The following is a 21143-nucleotide window of genomic DNA, read 5'->3' as shown; positions in this document are numbered from 1 at the left end:
TTCCTCGCATCGGCCTTGACAGGGCGAGAAAGCGCTTTCAGGATGTGGGCAGGAAAGCGCTTTCAAAGGAGAACGGATGACCACGCGGAAACTCGGCGTCGTGATGAACGGCGTCACCGGGCGGATGGGCTATCGGCAGCACCTGGTGCGCTCGGTCCTGGCGATCAGGGAGGCAGGCGGGGTCGAGCTGGCCGACGGTTCGCGGGTGCAGCTGGAACCGGTCCTGGTGGGGCGCAACGCGGACAAGCTCGAAGAGATCGCCACCCGGCACGGGCTGACCCGCTGGACCACCGACCTCGACGCCGCGCTCGGCGACGACGACCTCCCGCTCTACTTCGACGCGCAGCTGACCGCGGTCCGCGAGAAGTCGATCGTCCGTGCCATCGACGCCGGAAAGCACATCTACACCGAGAAGCCGGTGGCGGAGTCGGTCGAAGGCGCGCTCGCGCTGGCACGGCACGCCGAAGCGGCCGGGGTCAAGAACGGCGTCGTCCACGACAAGCTGTACCTGCCCGGCCTGCTCAAGCTGAAGCGCCTGATGGACAGCGGCTTCTTCGGCCAGGTGCTGTCCGTGCGCGGCGAGTTCGGTTACTGGGTGTTCGAGGGCGACTGGCAGTCGGCACAGCGTCCCAGCTGGAACTACCGCGCCGAAGACGGCGGCGGCATCGTCGTCGACATGTTCTGCCACTGGAACTACGTGCTGGAGAACCTCTTCGGCGCCGTCAACGCCGTGACCGCGAAGGCCGTCACGCATATCCCGGAGCGCGTCGACGAGAAGGGCGACCGGTACGCCGCGACGGCCGACGACTCCGCGTACGCGATCTTCGAGCTCGAAGGCGGGATAATCGCCCAGCTCAACTCGTCCTGGTGCGTGCGGGTCCACCGTGACGAACTGGTCGAGTTCCAGGTCGACGGCACCAAGGGCAGCGCCGTCGCCGGCCTGCACAAATGCGTCATCCAGCCGAGGGAGGCCACACCGAAGCCGGTGTGGAACCCGGATCTCGCCGAGACGCGGTCGTACCGTTCGCAGTGGCAGGAAGTGCCGGACAACGAGGACTTCGGCAACGGTTTCCGCGCCCAGTGGGAGCAGTTCGTCCGCCACGTCGTGGAGGACGCGCCGCATCCTTACGACTTCATGGCGGGCGTCCGCGGCATCCGGCTCGCGGAAGCCGGCCTCGAGTCCTCGCGCGAGAACCGACGGATCTCACTGGGCTAGCGGCCGAAAACCGCTCCCGGGTCTTCCGCGATCAGCACCGAGATCTCCCGGATCTTGCGGTTCGTGTGCTGTGACGCCTCGGTGAGCCAGCGGAAGGCTTCCTCGGCGTTCAGCTCCAGACGTGCCATCACGATTCCCTTCGCGGTGGCGATGGCGTCCCTGGTCTCCAGCGCGGCGACCAGGGTCTCCGCCTGCCGTTCGGCGGCGGCCCAGCGGGACGCGGTCAGGATGATCGCCGAAATGGCCGAGGTGAACATCGCGACCAGGGCCGCCTCCACCGGGTCGAAGGCGTTCTCCTCGAAGCTCCAGACGTTGAGCGCGCCGGTCAGCGGCTCGGTCTCCCGCCGCTTGAAGTGCGACTCGTCGGGGACGAACAATGGGCAGGCCAGCGCGGTCCGCACGCCGAGCTGGTCGGCTGCGGCCGCGAAATCCGGCCAGCGCGCGGTCGCGTCGGCGTCCAGGAGGGTCCGGACGATCGACCCGCTCTCGGCGGCCTTCAGGCAGGGGCCCTCGTCCGCGCTGTACTGCGCCTTGTCCAGGGGGAGCAGGGATTCGTCGGTGGCGGCGACGGTGCTCGGTTCGCCGTCGGAGTACAGCGTCACCGTGGCCGCGTCCGCGCCCGGCAGCAGCCCGATCACCTTCTTCGCCACCCGTTCCAGCAACTCGTCGCGGGGCTCGTCGAGCCGCATCGACTCGGTGAGCTCCCGCAACGCCGAAGCGGTGTCGCGAAACTGATCCATCATGGCCCTTCCCTCGGACGGCGGATTTCGCCGACCACCAAGAACGTACTCGTTCCGGCTAGGCGGGCATTGGCCGATTCGGGCTAACCCGTGGCCGGTGACCCGCCGGTTCGGTGCTCATCAGGCCTTCGCCGCGGGTGAGCCCGGGCAACCGCTGCTCGAACCGGGCGACCTCTCCCGTGGGCAGGACGCCCGTCAGCCCGGCCCGGTCGCCCCGCGCCACCGAACCGGTGACGGTGCCGCCGTGTTCGACGAGCCGGGAGAGCGTCGCGGTCACCGTGTCGGCGGGCAGTTCCACCTCGATCCGGCTGACCGGTTCGAGTACCTCCATTCCCGCCTCCCGGAGGGCCTCTGCCAGCACGAACGGGGTGATCTTGCGAAAGTCGCCCGCCGCGCTGACCGGGCTGAAGTAGCCGGTGTGGGTGACGGTCACCACGCAGTCGACGACCTCCCGGCCGGACGGGCCGCTCCGCAGTGTCGCGTCGACGGTCTCCTCGATGGCCTTGTGGAAGGCGAGCGGGAGGGAGCCGAGTTCGACGTCGAGGCCGAAGGTCGGCCCGGAACCGGGTGCGCCGGGGCCGACTCGAAGCCCGAGCGTCGCGAAGTACGGGTTCCGCTTCTCCGTGATGAACCACACCGAATGCCCGGTGCCGACCGGCCGCTCGGCGCAGACCGGACGGGTGAGACTGAACGTGACGTCGAGACCGTGCTGAGCGGCGAGCGTCTCGGCGATGATCTCCTTCTGCACCTCGCCGTAGAGGCGCACCGAGATCCGGCGCGTCACGTCGTCCTGCCGGACGGTGATCAGCGGATCCTCTTCCGCCAGTTCCCGCAAGGCCGCGAACACCGCTGGCGTCGCTGGACTGACCACGGTTTCCAAGGCGGGCGGAGGAAACCGCGCGGCGCCGTCCTCGCTGTCGGGAACGCCGATGAGGTCGCCGATCCGGATCTCCTTGAGCCCGGTGACCTTGGCGATCCGCCCGGCCCACGCCCGGCCCTCGACGGTTTCGCCGCCGAGTTCGAAGACGTGCACCGCGCTGACCTTCGCCTCCTTCGTGAGTCCACGGCGATGGAACCGGACGTGGTCCCGCGCGCCGATGTCGCCGGAGAACACTCGGACATAGGCGATCTTTTCGTGCGCGCGGCCGCGTTCGATCTTGAAGACCGTGGCGCGCAACCGGCTGTCCGGCGCGGATTTCCGCGCTCCGGAAAGGAATTCACGGATACCGGAGGTCAGCTCGGCGATCCCTTCGCCGCTGCGTGCCGAGCCGAAGAAGACGGGGGAGACGAGACCGAGCCGGGTCTGCCGGACGAGTTCGGCCCGACAGTCCTCGGCCGTCACCGTGTCTTCGAGATACGCGGCGAGGAAGGCATCGCTGTGCTCGGCCAGCCGTTCGGCCGTCCCCGACGACAGGGAGGACGGCCGGACTTTCGCGCTCCCCGTGCCGATGCCGTCGACTTCGGACATCGGCACGCAGGCGACACCGAGACGTTCGGCGAGATCGGTGAGGAGGCCGTCGTAGCGGGCGCCCGCCCGGTCGACCTTGTTGACGAAGATCAGCACGGGGAGCCGCAGGCGAGTGAGCGCGCGCATGAGCACGCGGGTCTGTGCCTGCACTCCCTCGACGGCGGAAACGACCAGAACGACGCCGTCGAGCACTCCCAGCGCGCGCTCGACCTCGGCGATGAAGTCCGGGTGGCCGGGCGTGTCGATCAGGTTGACGCGCAGGTCACCGACGCGGAAGGCCACGACGGCCGAGCGGATCGTGATCCCGCGGCGGCGTTCCGGCTCCATCGTGTCGGTGTGGGTGTCCCCGGCGTCGACGCGGCCGAGGGTGCCGATGGCGCCGGTGTGATGGAGCAGGCGCTCCGTCAGGCTCGTCTTACCGGCGTCGACGTGGGCGAGGATTCCCAGGTTCAGGTACTCCATGGATGAACGGCTCCAAGGCTGTCGAAAGGTCCATACGGCTCGGGGACTCGACAGCTCGGCGCACGCCGTTCTCCTTCTTCCGGGAAAGCACCTGGTCGCGCCGGACGTTAGCAGCGTGTTTCCGGCCGGTCACGTGATTTAGCGCCGGGCGTTGACTTGTGGCGCTCCGTGGGCTGTAATTCTTGAACATTTCAGCGCAAGAACATGACAAGAGTCAGGAAGATTCCGCTCAGTCCCCTCCCGGAACAGAGGAATGTCATGAGAACGAAGCGCCCACTGACGTGCGCGGTGGTGTTCGCCGCCCTGTCCCTTCTCCTCACTCCACCCGCCATCGCGGCGAACGACGCCCCGGCATCAGCCGCCGCCGAAGCCGCCGACGCGACCTACACCGCCAGTAGCCAGTTGGCCGGCTACGCCGTTTCGAACGTCGGGGACGGCAACCAGGCCACCTACTGGGAAAGCACGAACAACCAGTTCCCGCAATGGATCCAGGCCGACCTCGGCGCGGCCACGAACATCGCCCGGCTCGTGCTCAAACTGCCCTCGGGCTGGGAAGCCCGCACTCAGACCTTCTCGGTGCAGGGCAGCGCGAACGGCACGAGCTTCAGCGATCTCGCGCCGTCGGCAGGCCATCGGTTCGACCCGGCGACCGGCAACACGGTCACCCTCGACGTCACGGGGAACACCAGGTTCGTGCGGTTGAACATCACCGCCAACACCGGCTGGCCCGCGGCCCAGCTCTCGGAGTTCGAGGTGCGCGGTCCCGCGGGCGGGGACACGCAGCCGCCGTCCGCGCCGGGGAACCTCGCCTACACCGAACCGTCGAGCGGCAAGATCCGGCTCACGTGGTCGGCGTCGGCCGACAACACCGGAGTCACGGGCTACGACGTGTACGCCAACGGGCAGCTTCGCGGCAGCGTCGCTGGGGATGTCCTGACCTACACCGACGACCAGCCCGAGAGCGCGACGGTCGCCTATTCCGTGCGAGCCCGCGACGCGGCGGGCAATCAGTCGGCGAGCAGCGGCACGGTGACGAGGACCGGTACCCGCGCGGGGACGAATCTCGCGCTGGGCAAGCCGATCACGGCGTCTTCGGTGCAGCACTCCTACGTCGCCGCCAACGCCAACGACGACTCCCAGACCACCTACTGGGAGGGCGCGGCGTACCCGAACCTGCTCACCGTCGCGCTCGGGTCCAACGCCGACCTCGACCGGATCGTGGTCAAGCTCAACCCGGACCCCGCGTGGGCACAGCGCACGCAGACGATCGCCGTCGAAGTGCGTGATCAGGGCGCGACCGCGTTCACCACGCTGGTGCCCGCGCAGACGTACACCTTCACTCCCGCGAGCGGCAACACCGTCACGATCCCGGCCGGTGGCCGCGCCGCCGACGTCCGCCTGAGGATCACCGCCAACTCCGGTGCCCCCGGTGGACAGGCCGCGGAATTCCAGGTCTTCGGTGTTCCCGCGCCGAACCCCGACCTGACGGTCTCGGGGGTTTCGTGGTCGCCGCGGAACCCGGTGGAGACCGACGCGATCACCGTGTCGGCGACCGTCCGCAACGCCGGGACGGCGGCCTCGGGTGCGACGAACGTGAACCTCTACGTGGGCACCGCGAAGGTCGGCACAGCACCTGTCGGTGTGCTCGCGGCCGGAGCATCCACGACGGTGTCGGCGGACATCGGAACCAGGGAGACGGGCAGCCACCAGCTCACCGCGAAGGTCGACGAGGCCAACGCCGTCGTCGAACAGGACGAGGCCAACAACTCCTACACCGGTGCGACGGCCCTCGTCGTCGGCCCGGTGGCCAGCTCCGACCTCGTCGCGGCCACCGCGTGGTCGCCGAACAATCCCACGGCGGGTGACACCATCACTTTCTCCGCGACGGTACGCAATCAGGGAACGGTCGCTTCGGCGGGCGGCGCGCACGGCGTCACGGTGACGATCACCGACCAGAACGGCGCCGTCGTCAAGACGCTCACCGGCTCGTACACCGGCGCGATCGCGGCCGGGGCCACGGCACCGCCGGTGAACGTCGGCACCTGGACGGCCGGGAACGGGCGGTACACGGTCAAGACCGTCGTCGCGAACGACGCCAACGAGCTGCCCGCCAAACAGGGCAACAACACCGTCACGCAGTCGCTGTTCGTCGGCCGCGGCGCGAACATGCCCTACGACATGTACGAAGCGGAAGACGGCGTGGTCGCCGGCGGCGCGGCCGTGATCGGCCCGAACCGGAAGATCGGCGACCTCGCGGGCGAGGCGTCGGGCCGCAAGGCCGTGACGCTGAATTCGACCGGCTCCTCGGTCGAGTTCACCACCCGCGCGGCCACGAACACCCTGGTGACCCGGTTCTCGATGCCGGACGCCGCGGGTGGCGGTGGGCAGAACTCGACGCTGAACGTCTACGTCGACGGCACGTTCCTGAAGGCCATCGACCTGACCTCGCGCCACGCGTGGCTCTACGGTCCCGAAGCCTCTCCGCAGAACTCTCCGGGAGCCGGGCCCGCTCGCCACATCTACGACGAGGCCAGCATGCTGCTCGGCACGACCGTGCCCGCCGGGCACAAGATCAAGCTGCAGAAGGACGCCGGCAACGGTTTGAACTACGCGATCGACTTCGTGAACTTCGAGCTGGCCACCGCGGCCGCGAACCCCGACCCGGCGCGCTACGCCGTCCCGGCCGGGTTCACCCAGCAGGATGTGCAGGCCGCACTGGACAAGGTCCGCCAGGATCCGAACCTCACCGGTGTCTTCCTGCCGCCGGGGCAGTATCCGATGACGAGCAAGGTCACCGTCTACGGCAAACCGGTCACGGTGCTCGGCGCCGGGCCGTGGTTCACGAGGTTCACCGCGCCGAGCGGGCAGGAGAACACCGACATCGGGTTCGACGCGCAGGCGAGCGCGAGCGGTTCGACGTTCGGCGGGTTCGCCGTGTTCGGGAACTACACGTCCCGGATCGACGGCCCCGGCAAGGTCTTCAACTTCACCAACGTCACGAACATGACGATCGACGACATCTGGGTGGAGCACCAGATGTGCCTGCTGTGGGCGACCAATGTGGACAACACGACGGTGAAGAACTCGCGGATCCGCGACATGTTCGCCGACGGGCTCAACTTCACCAACGGCAGCACGGGGAACCGGGTCACCAACAACGAAGCCCGCTCGACCGGCGACGACAGTTTCGCGCTGTTCGCGGCCACGGACCTCAACGCGGGCAACCAGTACGACAACGTGTTCGAGAACCTGACCGTGCTGCTTCCGTGGCGCGCGGCCGGGCTGGCGGTGTACGGCGGGTACAGCAACACCTTCCGCAACCTCTACATCGCGGACACGCTGACGTACTCCGGGATCACGATCAGCTCGCTCGACTTCGGCTACCCGTTCCTCGGGTTCGGCCCGCGGCCGACGACCGTCCAGAACGTGTCACTGGTCCGCGCCGGTGGCCATTTCTGGGGACAGCAGACGTTCCCGGCGATCTGGATGTTCTCCGCCTCCAAGGAGTTCCGCGGTATCCGGGTGTCCGATGTGGACATCCAGAGCCCGACATACAGCGGCATCATGTTCCAGACCAAGTACACCGGGAACCGTCCGGAGAACCCGGTCGAGGACACGGTGCTGACGAACGTGTCGATCACCGGGGCGCACCGCAGCGGTGACGAGTTCGACGCGAAGTCGGGGATCGGGATCTGGGTCAACGAGCTGCCGGAACCGGGTCAGGGCCCGGCCGTCGGCTCGGCGACGTTCACCGGGCTGACCCTGAGCGACAACGCCGAGGACATCCGGAACACGACGAGCACGTTCACCATCAACCGCAACTGAGTGCGTGGCGCCCGCCGGGAGCAGGTTTCCCGGCGGGCGGCCCGGGTATGCGGGTGCTGACCCGAGTCCCGGACAGAGAGGCCATGCCGTGTGCGATGCCGGGTATGACGCGGTGATCATCGGTGCCGGACCAGCCGGGTTGAGCGCCGCGCTGGTGCTCGGCCGGTCCCGGCGCAGCGCGCTGGTGGTCGACGGAGGCGCCGGCCGTAATTCGACCGCCGCGGGCGTGCACGGGCTCTTGGCCTGCGACGGGATGGACCCGGACGCGTTGCGGGCGGCCGGCCGCGAGCAGTTGGCGGAGTATCCGGAGGTCTGCCTGCGGGAAGGCCGGGTCCGGGCCGTCGACGGCGAATGCGGCGGGTTCACGGTCGTGTTCGAGAACGGCGATCCGGTGACCGCACGGCGGATCGTGCTGGCCACCGGAGTGGTGGAGGACCTGCCAGGGATCGCGGGGCTGGCCGAGCGCTGGGGGAAGAGCGTTCTCGGCTGCCCGTATTGCCACGCCTGGGAATTCCGGGATCGGCCCTTGGCCGTCCTGGCCACCGAGGGGCGGCAGGACGCGATGTTCGCCGCCCAGCTGACCCGATGGAGCCAGGATGTCACCTTGTGCGCCAACGGTTTCCCGTTGTCCGCCGAAGATGAGGCGCTCTTGGGCGAACGTGCGGTCCACGTGCGCCGCGAGCCGGTGCGAAGTGTTGAGGGACCCGAGGACGAAGTCGAACGGGTCACCTTCCACGACGGCGACCCGGTGGAATGCGCGGCGGTGTTCCTGCACGCCAGCACGAGGCAGGCCGACCCGCTGGCCGGGGAACTGGGCTGCGTGCTTCAAGACGACGGCACCGTGCGGATCGACGACGTCGGATTCACCGGCGTGCCGGGTGTCTTCGCCGCGGGTGACCTGGCGCGGCGGGAGTCATGCCCGCCGGGCATGACGTTCGTGGTGACCGCGGCCGCCATGGGTTTCGTGACGGCCACCGCGGTGGATCACGAACTGTTTCAGGAAGAGCTGGACTGAAGAGCGGAATCCGTGCTTCACTCCTTGCCATGCCGTACCGCCGGACTCCGAAGACGCAGGCCAGGCTGGACTCGCAGCGAGGCGAGATCCTGGCCGCGGCCATCGCGTTGCTGGCCGAGACCGGGTACGCGGGCTGCTCCATGGCCGCGGTCGCCGCGCGGGCGGGCGTGGGCACCGGCAGCGTGTACCGGCAGTTCCCGTCCAAGGCCGACCTGGTCGTCGAGGTCTTCCGCGAGGTGGTCTCCCGGGAGGTCGACGCCGTCGAGGCCGCCGCGTCCCAAGGCGACGTCCGCGAACGCGTGGTCGCCGTGATCGAGACCTTCGCCGGGCGGGCGCTGAAGGCACCGAGACTCGCGTACGCGCTGCTGGCCGAACCGGTCGACGCCGTGGTGGAGGCCGAGCGCCTGGTGTTCCGCCGCGCGTTCCGCGAGGTCATCGCCAGGAACATCGCCGACGGCGTGACGAGGGGACTGCTGCCCCCGCAGGACGCGGAAGCGACCGCCGCGGCGCTGGTCGGCGCGGGCGCGGAAATGCTGGTCGGCCCCTTGGCGGGCGAAAGCGGACCGGACACGATCCCGCAGCTGGTCACGTTCACCCTTCGCGCGCTGGGAGGTTCCGATGGCGTTTGATACGCTCACCTACCGCGTAGAAGATCGGAAGGCGTACCTGACCTTGAACCGCCCCGAGCGGCTCAACGCGATCAACGACGTCATGCCACGCGAGATCCGGCAGGCCGTGGAGCTGGCGAACGAAGACGACGCGGTCCGGGTGATCGTGGTGCGCGGCGAAGGCCGGTCGTTCTGCGCCGGATACGACCTCAAACAGTTCGCCGAGGAAGACGCCGAAGGCCGCTGGAACCAGGGCCCGGTCTGGGATCCGGTCAAGGACTACCGGGTGATGAAGCGCAACACCGACGATTTCTTCAGCCTGTGGCGATCGCTGAAACCCACCCTCTGCCAGGTGCAGGGACACGCGATCGCCGGCGGGAGCGACATCGCGCTGTCGTGCGACATGCTGATCATGGCGACCGACGCGCGCATCGGTTATCCACCCGCACGGGTGTGGGGCTGCCCGACGACCGCGATGTGGGTCTACCGCGTCGGCGCCCAGCGGGCGAAACGGATGCTGCTCACCGGCGACACCATCGACGGCGTCACCGCTGCCGAATGGGGTCTCGCGCTCGAGGCGGTGGAACCCGGACGGCTCGAAGCGGCCGTCGGGGAACTGGCCGACCGGATGGCGGGCGTGCCGACGAACCAGCTGGTGATGCAGAAACTGATGATCAACCAGGCCTACGACAACATGGGCCTTTCCGGCACCCAGACCCTCGCGACGCTTTTCGATGGCATCACCCGGCACACCCCCGAAGGCCGCTGGTTCCGCGAGTTCGCCGAACGCGACGGTTTCCACGAGGCGGTGGCCTACCGCGATTCCGGCCAGGTCATCCCGGACGGCGGCGGACCGCTGCCCGAGCACAAGGATCCAAGGAGCTCTTCATGACCGCGAACACCGAAAGCGAACGCGTCGCCGAGCGCCTGCAACGCTCCTCCGCGCGGCACTCCTACGACCCGGACGTCGACGTCGACTGGCTGGCACCGCTGGTCGACGGGGCGTACGGCAAGGCGCCGGAGCGATGTTCCCTGTACGGCACGGAGTTGTGGGAACGTCTCGACGAAGACCAGCGCGCCGAGCTGAGCCGCCAGGAGGCCGCGGCCGCGGCGGCGTCGGGTATCTGGTTCGAGCTGATCCTCATGCAGGGCCTCGTGCGCCACGTCTACAACAGCGACCCGACGACGCACAACGCCCAGTACGCGCTCACCGAGATCGCCGACGAATGCCGTCACAGCACCATGTTCGCGCGCTCGATCGCGAAGAGCGGCGGCGTCGTCCGGCGCCCCAGCCGCTCGGCGCACCGCGCGGGCAAGGTGTTCGGCGCGATCTGCGGCCCGGCCCTGCTGTTCGCCGGCGCCATCTACGTCGAAGAACTCGCCGATGGCATGCAACGCGAGATGATGCGCGACGACAGCCTGCAGCCGATGATCCGGATGATCTCGCGTATCCACGTCATCGAAGAAGCACGCCACATCAGCTTCGCGAAGGACGAACTGAGCCGGGCCTGGGCGCGCCACGGCCGCGTCGGCCGCGAACTGATCCGCTGGGCGATCGCAGGGATGGCCTACGTCGCGACGTCGGAATTGTTGCACCCCAAGGCATACACCTCTGTCGGCCTCGACCCCCGCGAGGCCCGCCAGGCCGCCGCCACGAACCCGCACTGGCGCCGGACCAAGGCGGCGTGGGCGGCCAAGGCCGTCGAACACTTCACCGAGATAGGCCTCATCGGCGGCCCGAGCCGCCGGCTCTGGCGCCGCGCCGGCGTCCTCGACTGAACAAGGAAGGCACTCCATGTCCAAGCTTCTCGGCCTCGGTATCGCCGCGACCGGCCTCGCCCACTTCGCCGCCCCGGCGGCCTTCGAACCCGTGACGAAGATGGCGTTCGCCGACGACGTCCGCAACTGGACCTACCGCAACGGTGCCACCGAACTCGCCATCGGCCTGGCGATCGCGGCGGGCCCCACGCGGAAGGCCGGGTTCGCGGGACTGGCCGTCTACGCGGGCTGGCTGGGCAAGCGCGTCCTCGCCCGGCGTTAGGTGTCTGCGTTGATCTTGACCGAAATACGGCGCCGATCCCGCGTGCGCACGTTTCGCGGACGACCGACGCGACGCGGCGACTCGCCGTGATCGCCCGAAGCCACAAAGGACGGTGAGCACAGTCCGGGCAACACAAAACCCCACGCCTTCGTCAACCGAAAACGTGGGGTCTGGGTGTGCGCCATCAGGGACTCGAACCCCGAACCCGCTGGTTAAGAGCCGGAACTTGGGCGTGTCAGACGGTGTCGAGTGATGCCGGACAAGACCTTTTCGTCTGGTCGGAGGCTGTCCGCAGTGTCGTGGTGTGTCGCCTGGTGTCGGACTGTTTCGGACCTCTCGGGCGCGTCTCGGGCTCGCCTATGCCGGATTCTGTCGCCTGTCTTGGTCTGACGCCTTGGGCGGCCGCGTTGCCGGTTGGTGTGGATGATGACGGTGGGGGACCGGCGCGATCCGGTTGTGTCGGCTGTGAGCGCGATGGTGGGGGCCGTGGTCGGTGCGACGTTTCGGATCTCTGGTGATCGCGGTAAGTAGTGGGGCTGGGGAAGGCCACCTTGCGGGTATCCACTCCCGAGAGGTGGCGTTTGCGCTTCATGCGGGTCCTTCCTGCGGTTCGGGGATCGCTTCGAGCGGTCGCCCTTCGCTCCGCAATATGCGGAGCGCCATGACCGCTCCATCGCCATCCATGGTTATGATTCCCGTCCAGTCCCGCTGTACCGCCGCCCAGCGCCTCTTGCACTCGGCGACCACCTCCGGCATCGTCTCCGCGTAGGCCTGGGCGCCGTTACCCGTCTTGAGGATCTCGTGGAGTTCTTTCGGCATCGCCGAGAAGACCTCGACTCGCTCACGTGCGAATCGGAAGACGTGGTCGGTTCCGACGAATGCGATCCCGCCGAGTTCGATACCGACGTCACATTCCGCGTTGACCGCCTGCGGAGAGTGATCGGCGCCCAGTCGCCGTTGCTGTCGCACGGTCAGGTACTTGTACGCGTTGTCGCGATCACCGACGAAAGTCAGGAGCGCTGCAGCGCTTGCGCGGACCAACACCCGGGAGAACCACTCGAACCTGTCCGATGTGATGTGGAAACCGGGACGGCTCGAGGTCTGGCCCTGTGCGTCGACGGTCTGGATGTCCGGGAAGAAGTTCTCTTCCTGCGCCGGGCCGTACGGGTCGGGAGGGGGCTTGCCTGGTTCGGCGAGTACACCGCCGCCCACGGGATCGAGCAGGCGTATCTCGATCCCGCCTTCCGCGACGAACGCCGTCGACATCAGCAGGCTCGGCAGCGGATCGGCACCGCCGCGCCCATCGCCGAGTGCGATCGCTTGGACCCGCTCGGCCGAGGCCATCAGCTGACTGTGCTGCGCGCTGGGCTGACCGTGTGACCCACGTCCGTCGACCAGCGCGATGCGCAAGGGCTCACCGGCTTTCCTGCCAACGAGAAAATGCCCAGGTCTACTCCGTCGTGTGCCCTTCGCTTCCGCACCTTGACCCCGCAGTGCCCAGCCTGCGTCGAGTGCGAGGTCCACATCGACGGGCTCGAAACGGTACCCAGGATGCCTTCGCTGCAAGATCTCCCGTGCCGCAGTCAGCGCGAACGCTGCACCGAGTTCCTGCGCTTGCACGCCCTTGCGGTGATACCTCGGGTCATGTCCGTCGGGTGAGAGTGCCAGCCGGCCGCGATGAGCTTCCAGCGTGGTGAGGTAGCGCAAGCAGTTCCAATGCTGGGAGAGGCCGCGCGATGGGTTCTGCCCGGACAGCGTGGTCGCGCGGCCGAACGTCTGCAGTAACTCCCATGGCGTGATCGTGAAGCCGTTTCGGTGTTCGGCCGGAGGGACGGGCCCGATTTCAGGCTTGCGCAGCACCTCCGGTTTTTCGTCTTTGGAACGCTTCTCGTCTTGTTTCGCGATGTAGCGGGTTACGGCTCCGGACAGCTCTGCGGTGGAGTGGATCGCCACATGAGAGCTCTGCAAGAGCTTTTCCAACGCGTCTCTGAGCTCCATGGTCTTCCCGTCCCCTCGTGCGTCCGCCGTGATGCACCGCTTTCCAACTCACCGGATTTTCCGGAGTTTGTCTGCCGCCTGGAGGATGACGATCCGCGCAGGGCAGTTGACGCTGCGTATGCCTTGCTTGGTGAACAGCGGAAACCGTCCACTCAGCTGCCTTCCACACCACTCGTTCGGCCCAGCGGTACTACCGACCCGGGTGAGTCCCCTTGTAGGACGGCAGCTCAGTTCCACAGTCGGACGGATTGTGCGTCGAAGAAGGCGATCTCCAAGCCGACCTTCGCGTACGACGTCGCTCGACGTGATTGCATGTCCTGTACGGCCTTAATCGTCGCTTCGTTTGACGGCGAGGTGACGTCGCCGAAGAGGGATACGACCAGTCGGGTGATCTTCGAGTGGACGATGGCGTCCATGATGTGTGCGTCGTTCTTGCTGAACGACATCCCGTACGACAGCAAACCGCCGCTGATCGCTGCGAGTGACCGAAGTGCGCGACCGAGATAGTCACTGGTGCCGATACGGGCCAGCTTCTCGATGCTCGTCCCTTCTGCCACGTATAGAGGGAATGAGTCCGCTTCGAGCTGGGCGCGGATCTGGTCGATCAGCGGTTCGTTGGTCCGGCGCCACGTCAGCTTCTTCAAACCACCCTCGCTGCGGTACAGGTGAAGGGCTCCGTGGAGGTAAAATACGTTCTGTGAATGGGGATCCAGGTGGTTCCACACGACGTAGTCGGTAGCCTCCCCGGGATCTCGAAAGCCGTCGTCCGCCTGCCTTGCCTGCAGGTTTTCCTCGGGAAAGTCTTGCATGAAAGTCCAGTAGAGCAAGAGGTCGTAGTTCGCGGTGTAGATACGGTCGAACTTTTCCAGGAACCTGCGGACTCGTAAGTAGACTTCGGCGTCGATCTCGTACGGCCGTCCAGGGTGAAGCGCCGCGAGGATGTGAGCCAGGGCATCTTTGAGCTTCGAGGCTTCCTCGTCAAGTGTCGCGGCTTCCGCCGAGTACTTCGTTGCATCGAGCGCGTAGAGCCCGATAGCGGCGTCCTCGAGCGTCTTGATGACAATCTCGAAATCCTGAGTGTCCAACTTCTGGAAGAGGTGCTGGGCAGTAGCGCTGAGCATGCCTTGCGCCTCGGCATGGGATCGCAAAGCCGAGTATGAGAACCTGGCGGGGTCGAAGGCGATGCTGAACCCGTTTCCCAGTATCAGTCGGATAGGCGACGCTCTGCCCTTGGAGTTTGTCGGTTCGCTCAGCCAGGCGATGGCCCCGTCGTAGTCCATGAGGTCCACTGGTCCACCTCAAATCCGTTTCTGCAGCGAGTCCAGGCTTATGTGCCGTGGGCCAACTGCTGGCTGGAGCGCCATTCCTGTGCTTCCGGCTCTTCGACGTAGTCGAGGAGATTGTCCTTCAGGCCCATGTCTTCGAGGATCGTGAGGATCTCGGCTGGAGTGGCGTAGAAGAACTCGCGCCTGAGATTGACCCGGTTGACGCGCCGGTCGGCGAGATGCTGGTGTAATCGCGTCTCCAGGCTCACGGCATCGGCGTCGAAAATCTTGGCGTGGACGTCGAACCTGAATGGAACCGAGGCGTCGCCGAGTTCACGAACGCGTTCGAGTGGGTCGAGCCGCCGGGTCAATCCGACCTTGACGATGCTGTCGCCGAAGGATCCGACATTGGAGATCACGTAGACCCATCCAGTGCGGATGTTCGCTTCGCGCTCCTCGACGCCTCTGATTGCGTCTCCGATCTCGTCCAGCTTTGCCTGTGCAGCCGCGGCTTGCTGCTCGTCGCCAGATGTGGCCCACTTCTGCAGGGCGTTCCGCCAGTGTGCTTCTTCCTTGGCCAGCCTGGCTTTCTCGCGTTCGAACTCTCGTTGAGCTTGCTGCTCGTCCCGTTGCCGCTCCCGTTCGGCTCGGATGCGTTCCTTGTCCTCTTCGACCTTCGCGAGATGGTCGGCGGTTAGTTCAAGTTCTTCGAGGCGCAGCCTGTGGTAGCTGGGGGAGATGTTGATGTTCATGGTTTTGCCGAGGCGAGAGATGACCTCACGGGTCTTGGTCAGTCGATCTTTGGCCGATTCAAGGCGATAGGGGCGCATGGATCTCACGCAGTTGTCCGCCTCGGCGTTGTAGGCGCGAAGCATGAGCTTGGAAAAGTCTCTCACCATGCGCTGGCCCTCGACGGTGGAACCGTTCACGGTCCAGTCTGTGGTTGCGGTGATCGCATGGTTGTTCTTCGCGGAGATCTTAATGGAATCCTTGAGACGCTGCAGGGCGGCCTTGTAGGCGACGGCGTCGGCCAGCCGGTGCCGGAACTCGTAGATTCCGGCCTCCTGGAGCAGCGTGATCTCTTCAGTCTCGACCACTTGGTCGTGCAGTGACTTGAGCTTCACGGCTGCTTCATCGATCTGCCGTCGAACCGTGGCCAGTTGTGCCTCGGCGTCCTTAAGGCTCTGTGCCTGTGCGTCTTGTACTTGCCGCGCCTCTTGCCCGAGCTCGGCGATAGTCTGGCGCATCTGCCGGATTTCTCGCTCAGCTTCCAGCGCGTCCTTGCCTCTGAGCTCGGTGTACTTGGCCTTGAGATCTACTAGTTGCGCACTCAACGTAGCGTTGTGTGCGTTGACTTCCCGAAGCTGAGATGCTGCTTGTAGGAACTTGGTTGTTTCCGTGCCGAGTTCGGCTTCGAGTTCTCGAACCCGTTTCCGAGCGCCGAACAACCCAGGCTTGCCCGATGCTGCGGAACCAGGCCCTGCTTGGAAGGGTGCCATTTGCGGCTGCGGCTCGGGATCATGGGTCCACAGTTGCCAGAACTTCGGTGGCGCGGGCCAGTCGGCTGGTGGCTGCCAGCCCGGCGGAGGCGTCCATCCGGCGGGGACAGCCGGCCAGTTCGGTGGCGGATTGAATCTATACCCCATACCACTACCCTCCGCTGATCCTGATCACAGCAGAAGTCGCGGCTTCGTGAGAGTGCGTTACACGGTCATCCGCACGAGTTCGGCGGCCGTTCCGAGCGCGACCGCGAGGGCGACGTAGGTCCTTGGCCTGCGCTGGTGCGATCTCGATCTCGATCTCGACGAGGCGACTTTGACGGTGACTCATCAGGTTCAAGAGCGGGACGGCCAAGCGGTGGTGTGCCTGCCGAAGACCACGGCCAGTGGCCGCACGGTTTCCTTGGATCGAGGCACGGTAGCCCTGTTGACTCGGCTGCGTGCCTGTCAACTCCAGATGGGCGGAGGCGCTCCGGGCGGTTGGGTCTTCGCGCATGAGAATGGGCAGCATTGGAGCCCAAGTTACGTATCGCATTCGTTCCGTCGGCTGATCACCAAGTCTGGGTTGCCGCCGGTACGGTTCCACGACCTCCGGCACGGCGCGGCGACGTTGTCGCTGGCCGCGGGGAACGACCTGAAGACGGTGCAAGCACTGCTGGGCCACGCAAGCATCGTCCTGACGGCCGACACCTACACCAGCGTGCTCCCGTCCCTCGCCCATGCGAGCGCCGAAGCGACCGCGAGCCTGGTTCGTCGGCCGGCTACGAACGGGGTCAGAAAATCCGCAGGTCGCGCGCCACTCGTGGTCGACAACAACGAGGTCAGGGCGGCGGCCGAGGTCCGCGCCTCATTCATCGTGGAGGGGCCCTTGGCGGGGCTCACGGTGGCCCCACCTCGGGCTCACACATCAACAAAGCCCACCGACGGCACCCCTGAATCAAGGGATAATCGTTGGTGGGCTTTGGTTTCTTGCTGTGCGCCAGCAGGGACTCGAACCCGAACCCGCTGGTTAAGTGCGCGGTGGTCGTGGGGGCGGTCATCACGTGCACGGTCGCCTCGGTCGTCGGCTTGCGCCCAGGGACGTCCGGGAGATCCACAACACGGCGCGACCGGTGGCGCGCGACCGGTCGAGAAGCTGCTGCCCGTTGCGGCGGGGCGTGTCGCGGATCTTCCCGTCGGACACGATGATCAGCAACCGTGCGGCACCGGGGGCGCGACAGTCCGAGCGCATCCGAAGGTGACCGGGCGGAATCGGCGAGGTCGTCTTCGTCGCCACCCGGTCACGCACCCCGGCGGTGGTCAACGCGCGCCCGAGCACCCGCGCGGCGGTGCGATCGCCCGTGGTCGGCGGGCGCGTGCCGATCGTTTCGGTACGCCCGTCGCGGGGACCACCGACCGTGAACACGGTGCGGGCGGCGTCATCGACCCCTCGGTCTGTCAGGCGACGATCCCGCCAGTGTTGCGGATCAGTTGCTGGAGCACCTTCAGTGTGGTGACGTAGTCCGCGTCGTCGATGCCCTCGTGGAGGGCGGCACGGATCGCGGGGGCGTTGCGTGCGAGGTCGACGCGGGCCTGTTCCCCCTCCTTGGTGAGCCACAGCCGGTCCTCGGCGTCCTGGGTCAGCCAGCCTCGATTCAGGAGCACCTCGGCCGCCGCCTTCAAATCGTCCTCGGGCCGGAGATAGGAGGTCATGGCCTCTCGAAGTTCCGGCAGGGTCATCCCCTCGCCGTCAGGTGAGATGTCGTTCGCCGACAGGTTGCGCAGCAGCCAGAACTGTGGCTGGGTGTATCCCTTTTCGGCCTGCTGGGCCCGGGTGTATGCGATGAGCGCCTCGTAGGCGACACCGGTCCAGTACGCGGCGGGCTGTCCGGCGAGCTCTGCGTCGGAGATCTGCTGGGTCGTCATGGATGTCCTTTCCGGGTAGGCCTCCGTAAGACCTGCAGGCAGTGCAGATCATACGGAGACCGTAGAACCTCAAGTAAGGTTGAAGTCAAGCGAGTGATCTTCAGGACGATTCGCCGTCCGTGGTGAGCGCCCAGCCGGGCTGCGTGCGGTTTGGGGACAAGACGTATTTGTTCCACTGCGACGGCTGACCGTCGTCAATCAGCTGGGTTGCATTTCGGTCCTGACCGGATGAACAAGTGCCGCGCGTCAACGCTGATGGCGTTCAGCTGCGCTGGTCGGAACGGTCGACGCCCCATTCGCGCCTCATCGACGCCGCACGCACGCTCTGGATGACGATGAAAAGCGGCAGCGTCGGCTGGGCAGTGTGGACGAGATCGTGCAGATGTGTGTGGGCATTTGCTGCGGGATGATTTCCGGCTCGCGTCGAAACGGGACTGGGATGCGTTGAAGAGGGATGCGAAACCGATCTACACGGCACGAAAGAGGCTGCGGCCGCGTTGGATGAGCTGCAGGAGGAGTGGAGTGGTAAATATGGCGCGATAATCCGGTTGTGGAATAACGCATGGGAAGGGTTCATCCCTTTTTTTGATCATGATGTGGAGATTCGTCGCGTGTTGTCTTCCAAGAGTGCGATCGAGTCGCTGAATTCAAGGTATCGTCGCGCGGCGGGCACGTGGTCATTTCCCGACGGAACAAGCTGCGTTAAAGTGCTTGTATCTGGTCACCCGGGGTCTGGACCCGGCCGGCACTGGACAGGCCCGGTGGACGATGCGATGGAACCCGCATTGAACGCTTTTTGATCACCTTCAGTGACCGCCGGCCGGGCGCCGAGGCCTACTGACAACCACGGCCGGAAACACCGATCGCGTTACAGTCCCGACGGCTGGGCGACGGATCCCTGGTGGGTCATTCCCGTGTGGCGCGGACAAGCATCTTGCCGGTGTTTTCGCCGCGTAGCATGCCGAGGAACGCGTCGACGATGGTGTCGAAGCCGTCGGTCACGGTCTCGTCGACCTTGATCCCGCCGCGCCGCACGTGCGGGATCAGGAACTGTTCGAACTCCTCGCGCGCGTCCATGTGGTCGCGCACGAGGAAACCTTCCAACCGGATGCTTTTGCCGACGATGTCGAAGAGGTTGTACGGCGCGGCGGGCGGATCATCCAGGCTGTTGTACTGGGCGACCGCACCGCACCAGGCGATCCTCCCGTGATCGCGCAGCGCGTCGATAGCAGCCGCGAGGTGGTCGCCTCCGACGTTGTCGAAGTAGACGTCGATGCCTTCCGGCGCCGCTGTCGCGAGTGAGTCGGGGATCGGGCCAGCGTGATAGTCGAACGCGGTGTCGAAGCCGAGCCGCGTGGTCAGGTGCTCGACCTTGGCCGCAGACCCCGCGCTACCGACGATCCGGCCCGCGTGCAGCAATCGCGCGATCTGTCCTGCCGCGCTGCCGACGGCACCGGCCGCTGCCGATATGAACAGGTTCTCGCCGGGCTGTAACCGGGCGATGCGGGTGAGGCCGACGTACGCGGTCAGCCCGGTTCCGCCGAGGATGCCGAGGAAAGCGCTGAGCGGAACGCCGTCCACTGGGGTGACCACCCGAACGTCGGCCTCGGCGAGTGCGGCGTGCGTGCACCAGCCGTGCCGGTGGAAGACGATGGTTCCCACCGGGAGAGCCGTCACCCTCGACTCGATCACCCGACCCAGCGTGCGGCCTTCGAGCCCGGCTCCCTTTTCCCAGCCGCCAAAGTCCATCAGCTCCCGCATGTACGGGTCGACGGACAGATAGATGTTTTCGACGAGGACCTGTCCATCGCCGGGACCGGCCAACGGTTCGGTGATGAACGCGAAGTCCTCCCTGCGCGGCTCGCCCTGCGGACGACGGACTTGGCGGACGGCGCTGACACTGCGGGTCACGGGGATCTCCTTCGCGGATACGGGCCTGGTGATCACCGTAAGCGGGAGGCGGACGACCGGGCAGACCGCCGCGTTGGTGGACCGCTTGTTTCCATGAGTCGAGTTCATGGAATCGGCTAGCCTGGTCCGGTGAGCGCCACAGATCTGAGCCCTGGTGAGCTACGCCTCCTTCTCGCTGTCGCGCGCACCGGCAGTTTCACTGCCGCGGCCGAGGACCGGGGACTGACCCAGTCTGCGGTGTCCCACGCGGTGCGGGTCTGCGAACGGAAGGTCGGGGCCGTCCTGTTCGAACGCGGCAGGACGGGCGCGCGGGCGACCAAGGCCGGACATCGCGTCCTCGTGCACGCACGTCAGATCCTGCGCCAGCTCGACCTGCTCGTCGCCGAGGCGCGCGGCGCGGCCGCGGGAACGTTGACCGGGCCACTGCGCATCGCGGCGTTCCGCAGCGCCGCGGCGCACCTGCTGCCCGCCGCGCTCGGTCGGCTGACTGCGGAGCATCCCGAGTTGAGCCCCAGGGTGCTGATCGTGCCGGAACTCGGCAGAGGCACCGCGGGTGAGGTCGCCGACGGCCGCGCGGACCTCGCCATCGCCACGCTCGCCGAGGACTCGCGGCCACCGAACGGGCTCGTTGTGGGCGAACTGCTACGGGAGCCGTATCTGCTGGTACACCCGGCCAGGCACCGGGAGCCACGAGGCTTGCCGTTGATCGACTGGGCGGAAAACTGTTCCTCCTACACGCGAGCGTGGTGGGCCCGCCAGGACTGGCTGCCGAAGGCGACACTCGACGTCGCCGACGACGGCGTCGCCCTGTCGATGGTCGCGCAGGGTATCGGCATGACCATCCTGCCCAAGCTCAGCCTCATGACCACACCCCCACGGGTCACCATCACCTCTCTCGGCGACAACGCCCCAACCCGCCGAATCGTGTACGTGACCACCCACGCCACCGCCCAGTCCCTGGCGGTACGACAACTGGTCACCGAACTACGCGCAACGGCAAAACCCCACGCGATGGCTTGACCGCACAAACACCACGCGGCGAACGGCAGGAACGCACATACACCGCACACCACCAGATGTGAGCAAGTAGTACGGACACCAACCGCCTGACGGGTGTTCATGCCACGCGGAAATACCAGGTCGCACGTTGCACGAGCTGCGGCACGGCGCCGCCAGCCTGCCGCTGGCCG

The 21143-nt window shown here is 66.7% G+C and carries 16 protein-coding genes and 2 pseudogenes; 10 read left to right on the top strand and 8 right to left on the bottom strand.

Going from position 1 to position 21143, the window contains the following annotated elements; all coding sequences use genetic code 11:
- Positions 1–76 precede the first annotated feature (76 nt).
- Positions 77–1216 (top strand): Gfo/Idh/MocA family protein, encoded by a 1140-nt coding sequence (locus ACFVM3_RS26670; RefSeq protein ID WP_378442717.1) that lies wholly within the window; start codon positions 77–79, stop codon positions 1214–1216.
- On the opposite strand, the gene ACFVM3_RS26665 is transcribed toward ACFVM3_RS26670, so the two are convergent.
- On the bottom strand, positions 1213–1959 hold the full coding sequence (locus ACFVM3_RS26665; RefSeq protein ID WP_378442716.1) for a GAF and ANTAR domain-containing protein: 747 nt from the start codon (positions 1957–1959) through the stop codon (positions 1213–1215). The genes ACFVM3_RS26670 and ACFVM3_RS26665 overlap by 4 nt on opposite strands.
- 55 nt (positions 1960–2014) lie before the next feature.
- Positions 2015–3886, bottom strand: a complete 1872-nt coding sequence (locus tag ACFVM3_RS26660) for a GTP-binding protein (RefSeq protein ID WP_378442715.1) — start codon at positions 3884–3886, stop codon at positions 2015–2017.
- A 258-nt stretch (positions 3887–4144) separates the two neighbouring features.
- Between ACFVM3_RS26660 and ACFVM3_RS26655 the strand changes: the two genes are divergently transcribed.
- The 6 genes from ACFVM3_RS26655 to ACFVM3_RS26630 all read left to right on the top strand — a co-directional run bounded on the left by ACFVM3_RS26655 (position 4145) and on the right by ACFVM3_RS26630 (position 11375).
- The gene (locus ACFVM3_RS26655) at positions 4145–7711 is read left to right on the top strand and encodes a discoidin domain-containing protein (protein ID WP_378442714.1); all 3567 of its coding nucleotides are present in this window, start codon (positions 4145–4147) and stop codon (positions 7709–7711) included.
- Between the two features lie 88 nt (positions 7712–7799).
- The gene (locus ACFVM3_RS26650; protein WP_378442713.1) at positions 7800–8726 is read left to right on the top strand and encodes an NAD(P)/FAD-dependent oxidoreductase; all 927 of its coding nucleotides are present in this window, start codon (positions 7800–7802) and stop codon (positions 8724–8726) included.
- Between the two features lie 29 nt (positions 8727–8755).
- A complete protein-coding gene (locus tag ACFVM3_RS26645; protein WP_125673681.1) occupies positions 8756–9355 on the top strand; it encodes a TetR/AcrR family transcriptional regulator in 600 nt (199 codons plus the stop codon).
- Positions 9345–10226: a crotonase/enoyl-CoA hydratase family protein gene (locus ACFVM3_RS26640; protein WP_378442712.1), complete on the top strand. Its 882-nt coding sequence runs from the start codon at positions 9345–9347 to the stop codon at positions 10224–10226. The genes ACFVM3_RS26645 and ACFVM3_RS26640 overlap by 11 nt, the downstream gene beginning before the upstream one ends.
- Positions 10223–11113, top strand: coding sequence for a diiron oxygenase (locus ACFVM3_RS26635; protein WP_378442711.1), 891 nt, complete (start codon positions 10223–10225; stop codon positions 11111–11113). Before ACFVM3_RS26640 ends, ACFVM3_RS26635 begins: the two co-directional genes overlap by 4 nt.
- 16 nt (positions 11114–11129) lie before the next feature.
- Positions 11130–11375: a hypothetical protein gene (locus ACFVM3_RS26630; protein ID WP_378442710.1), complete on the top strand. Its 246-nt coding sequence runs from the start codon at positions 11130–11132 to the stop codon at positions 11373–11375.
- 588 nt (positions 11376–11963) lie between these two features.
- Here ACFVM3_RS26630 and ACFVM3_RS26625 read toward each other — a convergent pair.
- The 3 genes from ACFVM3_RS26625 to ACFVM3_RS26615 all read right to left on the bottom strand — a co-directional run bounded on the left by ACFVM3_RS26625 (position 11964) and on the right by ACFVM3_RS26615 (position 16284).
- A complete protein-coding gene (locus ACFVM3_RS26625; RefSeq protein WP_378442709.1) occupies positions 11964–13373 on the bottom strand; it encodes a hypothetical protein in 1410 nt (469 codons plus the stop codon).
- Positions 13374–13600: 227 nt separating this feature from the next.
- On the bottom strand, positions 13601–14653 hold the full coding sequence (locus ACFVM3_RS26620; protein WP_378442730.1) for a DUF4917 family protein: 1053 nt from the start codon (positions 14651–14653) through the stop codon (positions 13601–13603).
- A 47-nt stretch (positions 14654–14700) separates the two neighbouring features.
- Entirely contained in the window at positions 14701–16284 is a 1584-nt protein-coding gene (locus ACFVM3_RS26615) for a DUF4041 domain-containing protein (protein ID WP_378442708.1), read from the bottom strand.
- Positions 16285–16459: 175 nt separating this feature from the next.
- Here ACFVM3_RS26615 and ACFVM3_RS26610 point away from each other — a divergent pair.
- Positions 16460–16828 (top strand): annotated as a pseudogene (locus ACFVM3_RS26610) (tyrosine-type recombinase/integrase); the annotation flags it as partial.
- A 348-nt stretch (positions 16829–17176) separates the two neighbouring features.
- Here ACFVM3_RS26610 and ACFVM3_RS26605 read toward each other — a convergent pair.
- Positions 17177–17542 (bottom strand): hypothetical protein, encoded by a 366-nt coding sequence (locus ACFVM3_RS26605; protein ID WP_378442731.1) that lies wholly within the window; start codon positions 17540–17542, stop codon positions 17177–17179.
- Between the two features lie 32 nt (positions 17543–17574).
- Positions 17575–18042: a MarR family transcriptional regulator gene (locus ACFVM3_RS26600; protein WP_378442707.1), complete on the bottom strand. Its 468-nt coding sequence runs from the start codon at positions 18040–18042 to the stop codon at positions 17575–17577.
- Positions 18043–18435: 393 nt separating this feature from the next.
- Here ACFVM3_RS26600 and ACFVM3_RS26595 point away from each other — a divergent pair.
- Positions 18436–18883, top strand: a pseudogene (locus ACFVM3_RS26595) (transposase); the annotation flags it as partial.
- 65 nt (positions 18884–18948) lie between these two features.
- On the opposite strand, the gene ACFVM3_RS26590 reads toward ACFVM3_RS26595, so the two are convergent.
- The gene (locus ACFVM3_RS26590; RefSeq protein ID WP_378442706.1) at positions 18949–19953 is read right to left on the bottom strand and encodes an NADP-dependent oxidoreductase; all 1005 of its coding nucleotides are present in this window, start codon (positions 19951–19953) and stop codon (positions 18949–18951) included.
- A gap of 129 nt (positions 19954–20082) precedes the next feature.
- Between ACFVM3_RS26590 and ACFVM3_RS26585 the strand changes: the two genes are divergently transcribed.
- Positions 20083–20973 (top strand): LysR family transcriptional regulator, encoded by an 891-nt coding sequence (locus ACFVM3_RS26585; RefSeq protein WP_378442705.1) that lies wholly within the window; start codon positions 20083–20085, stop codon positions 20971–20973.
- The last annotated feature ends 170 nt before the right edge of the window (positions 20974–21143 follow it).

Source organism: Amycolatopsis sp. NPDC057786, assembly GCF_042797905.1.
Lineage (GTDB): Bacteria > Actinomycetota > Actinomycetes > Mycobacteriales > Pseudonocardiaceae > Amycolatopsis.
The sequence above is the reverse complement of the archived record's forward strand: the minus strand, read 5'-3'. Positions and strand labels throughout refer to the sequence as shown.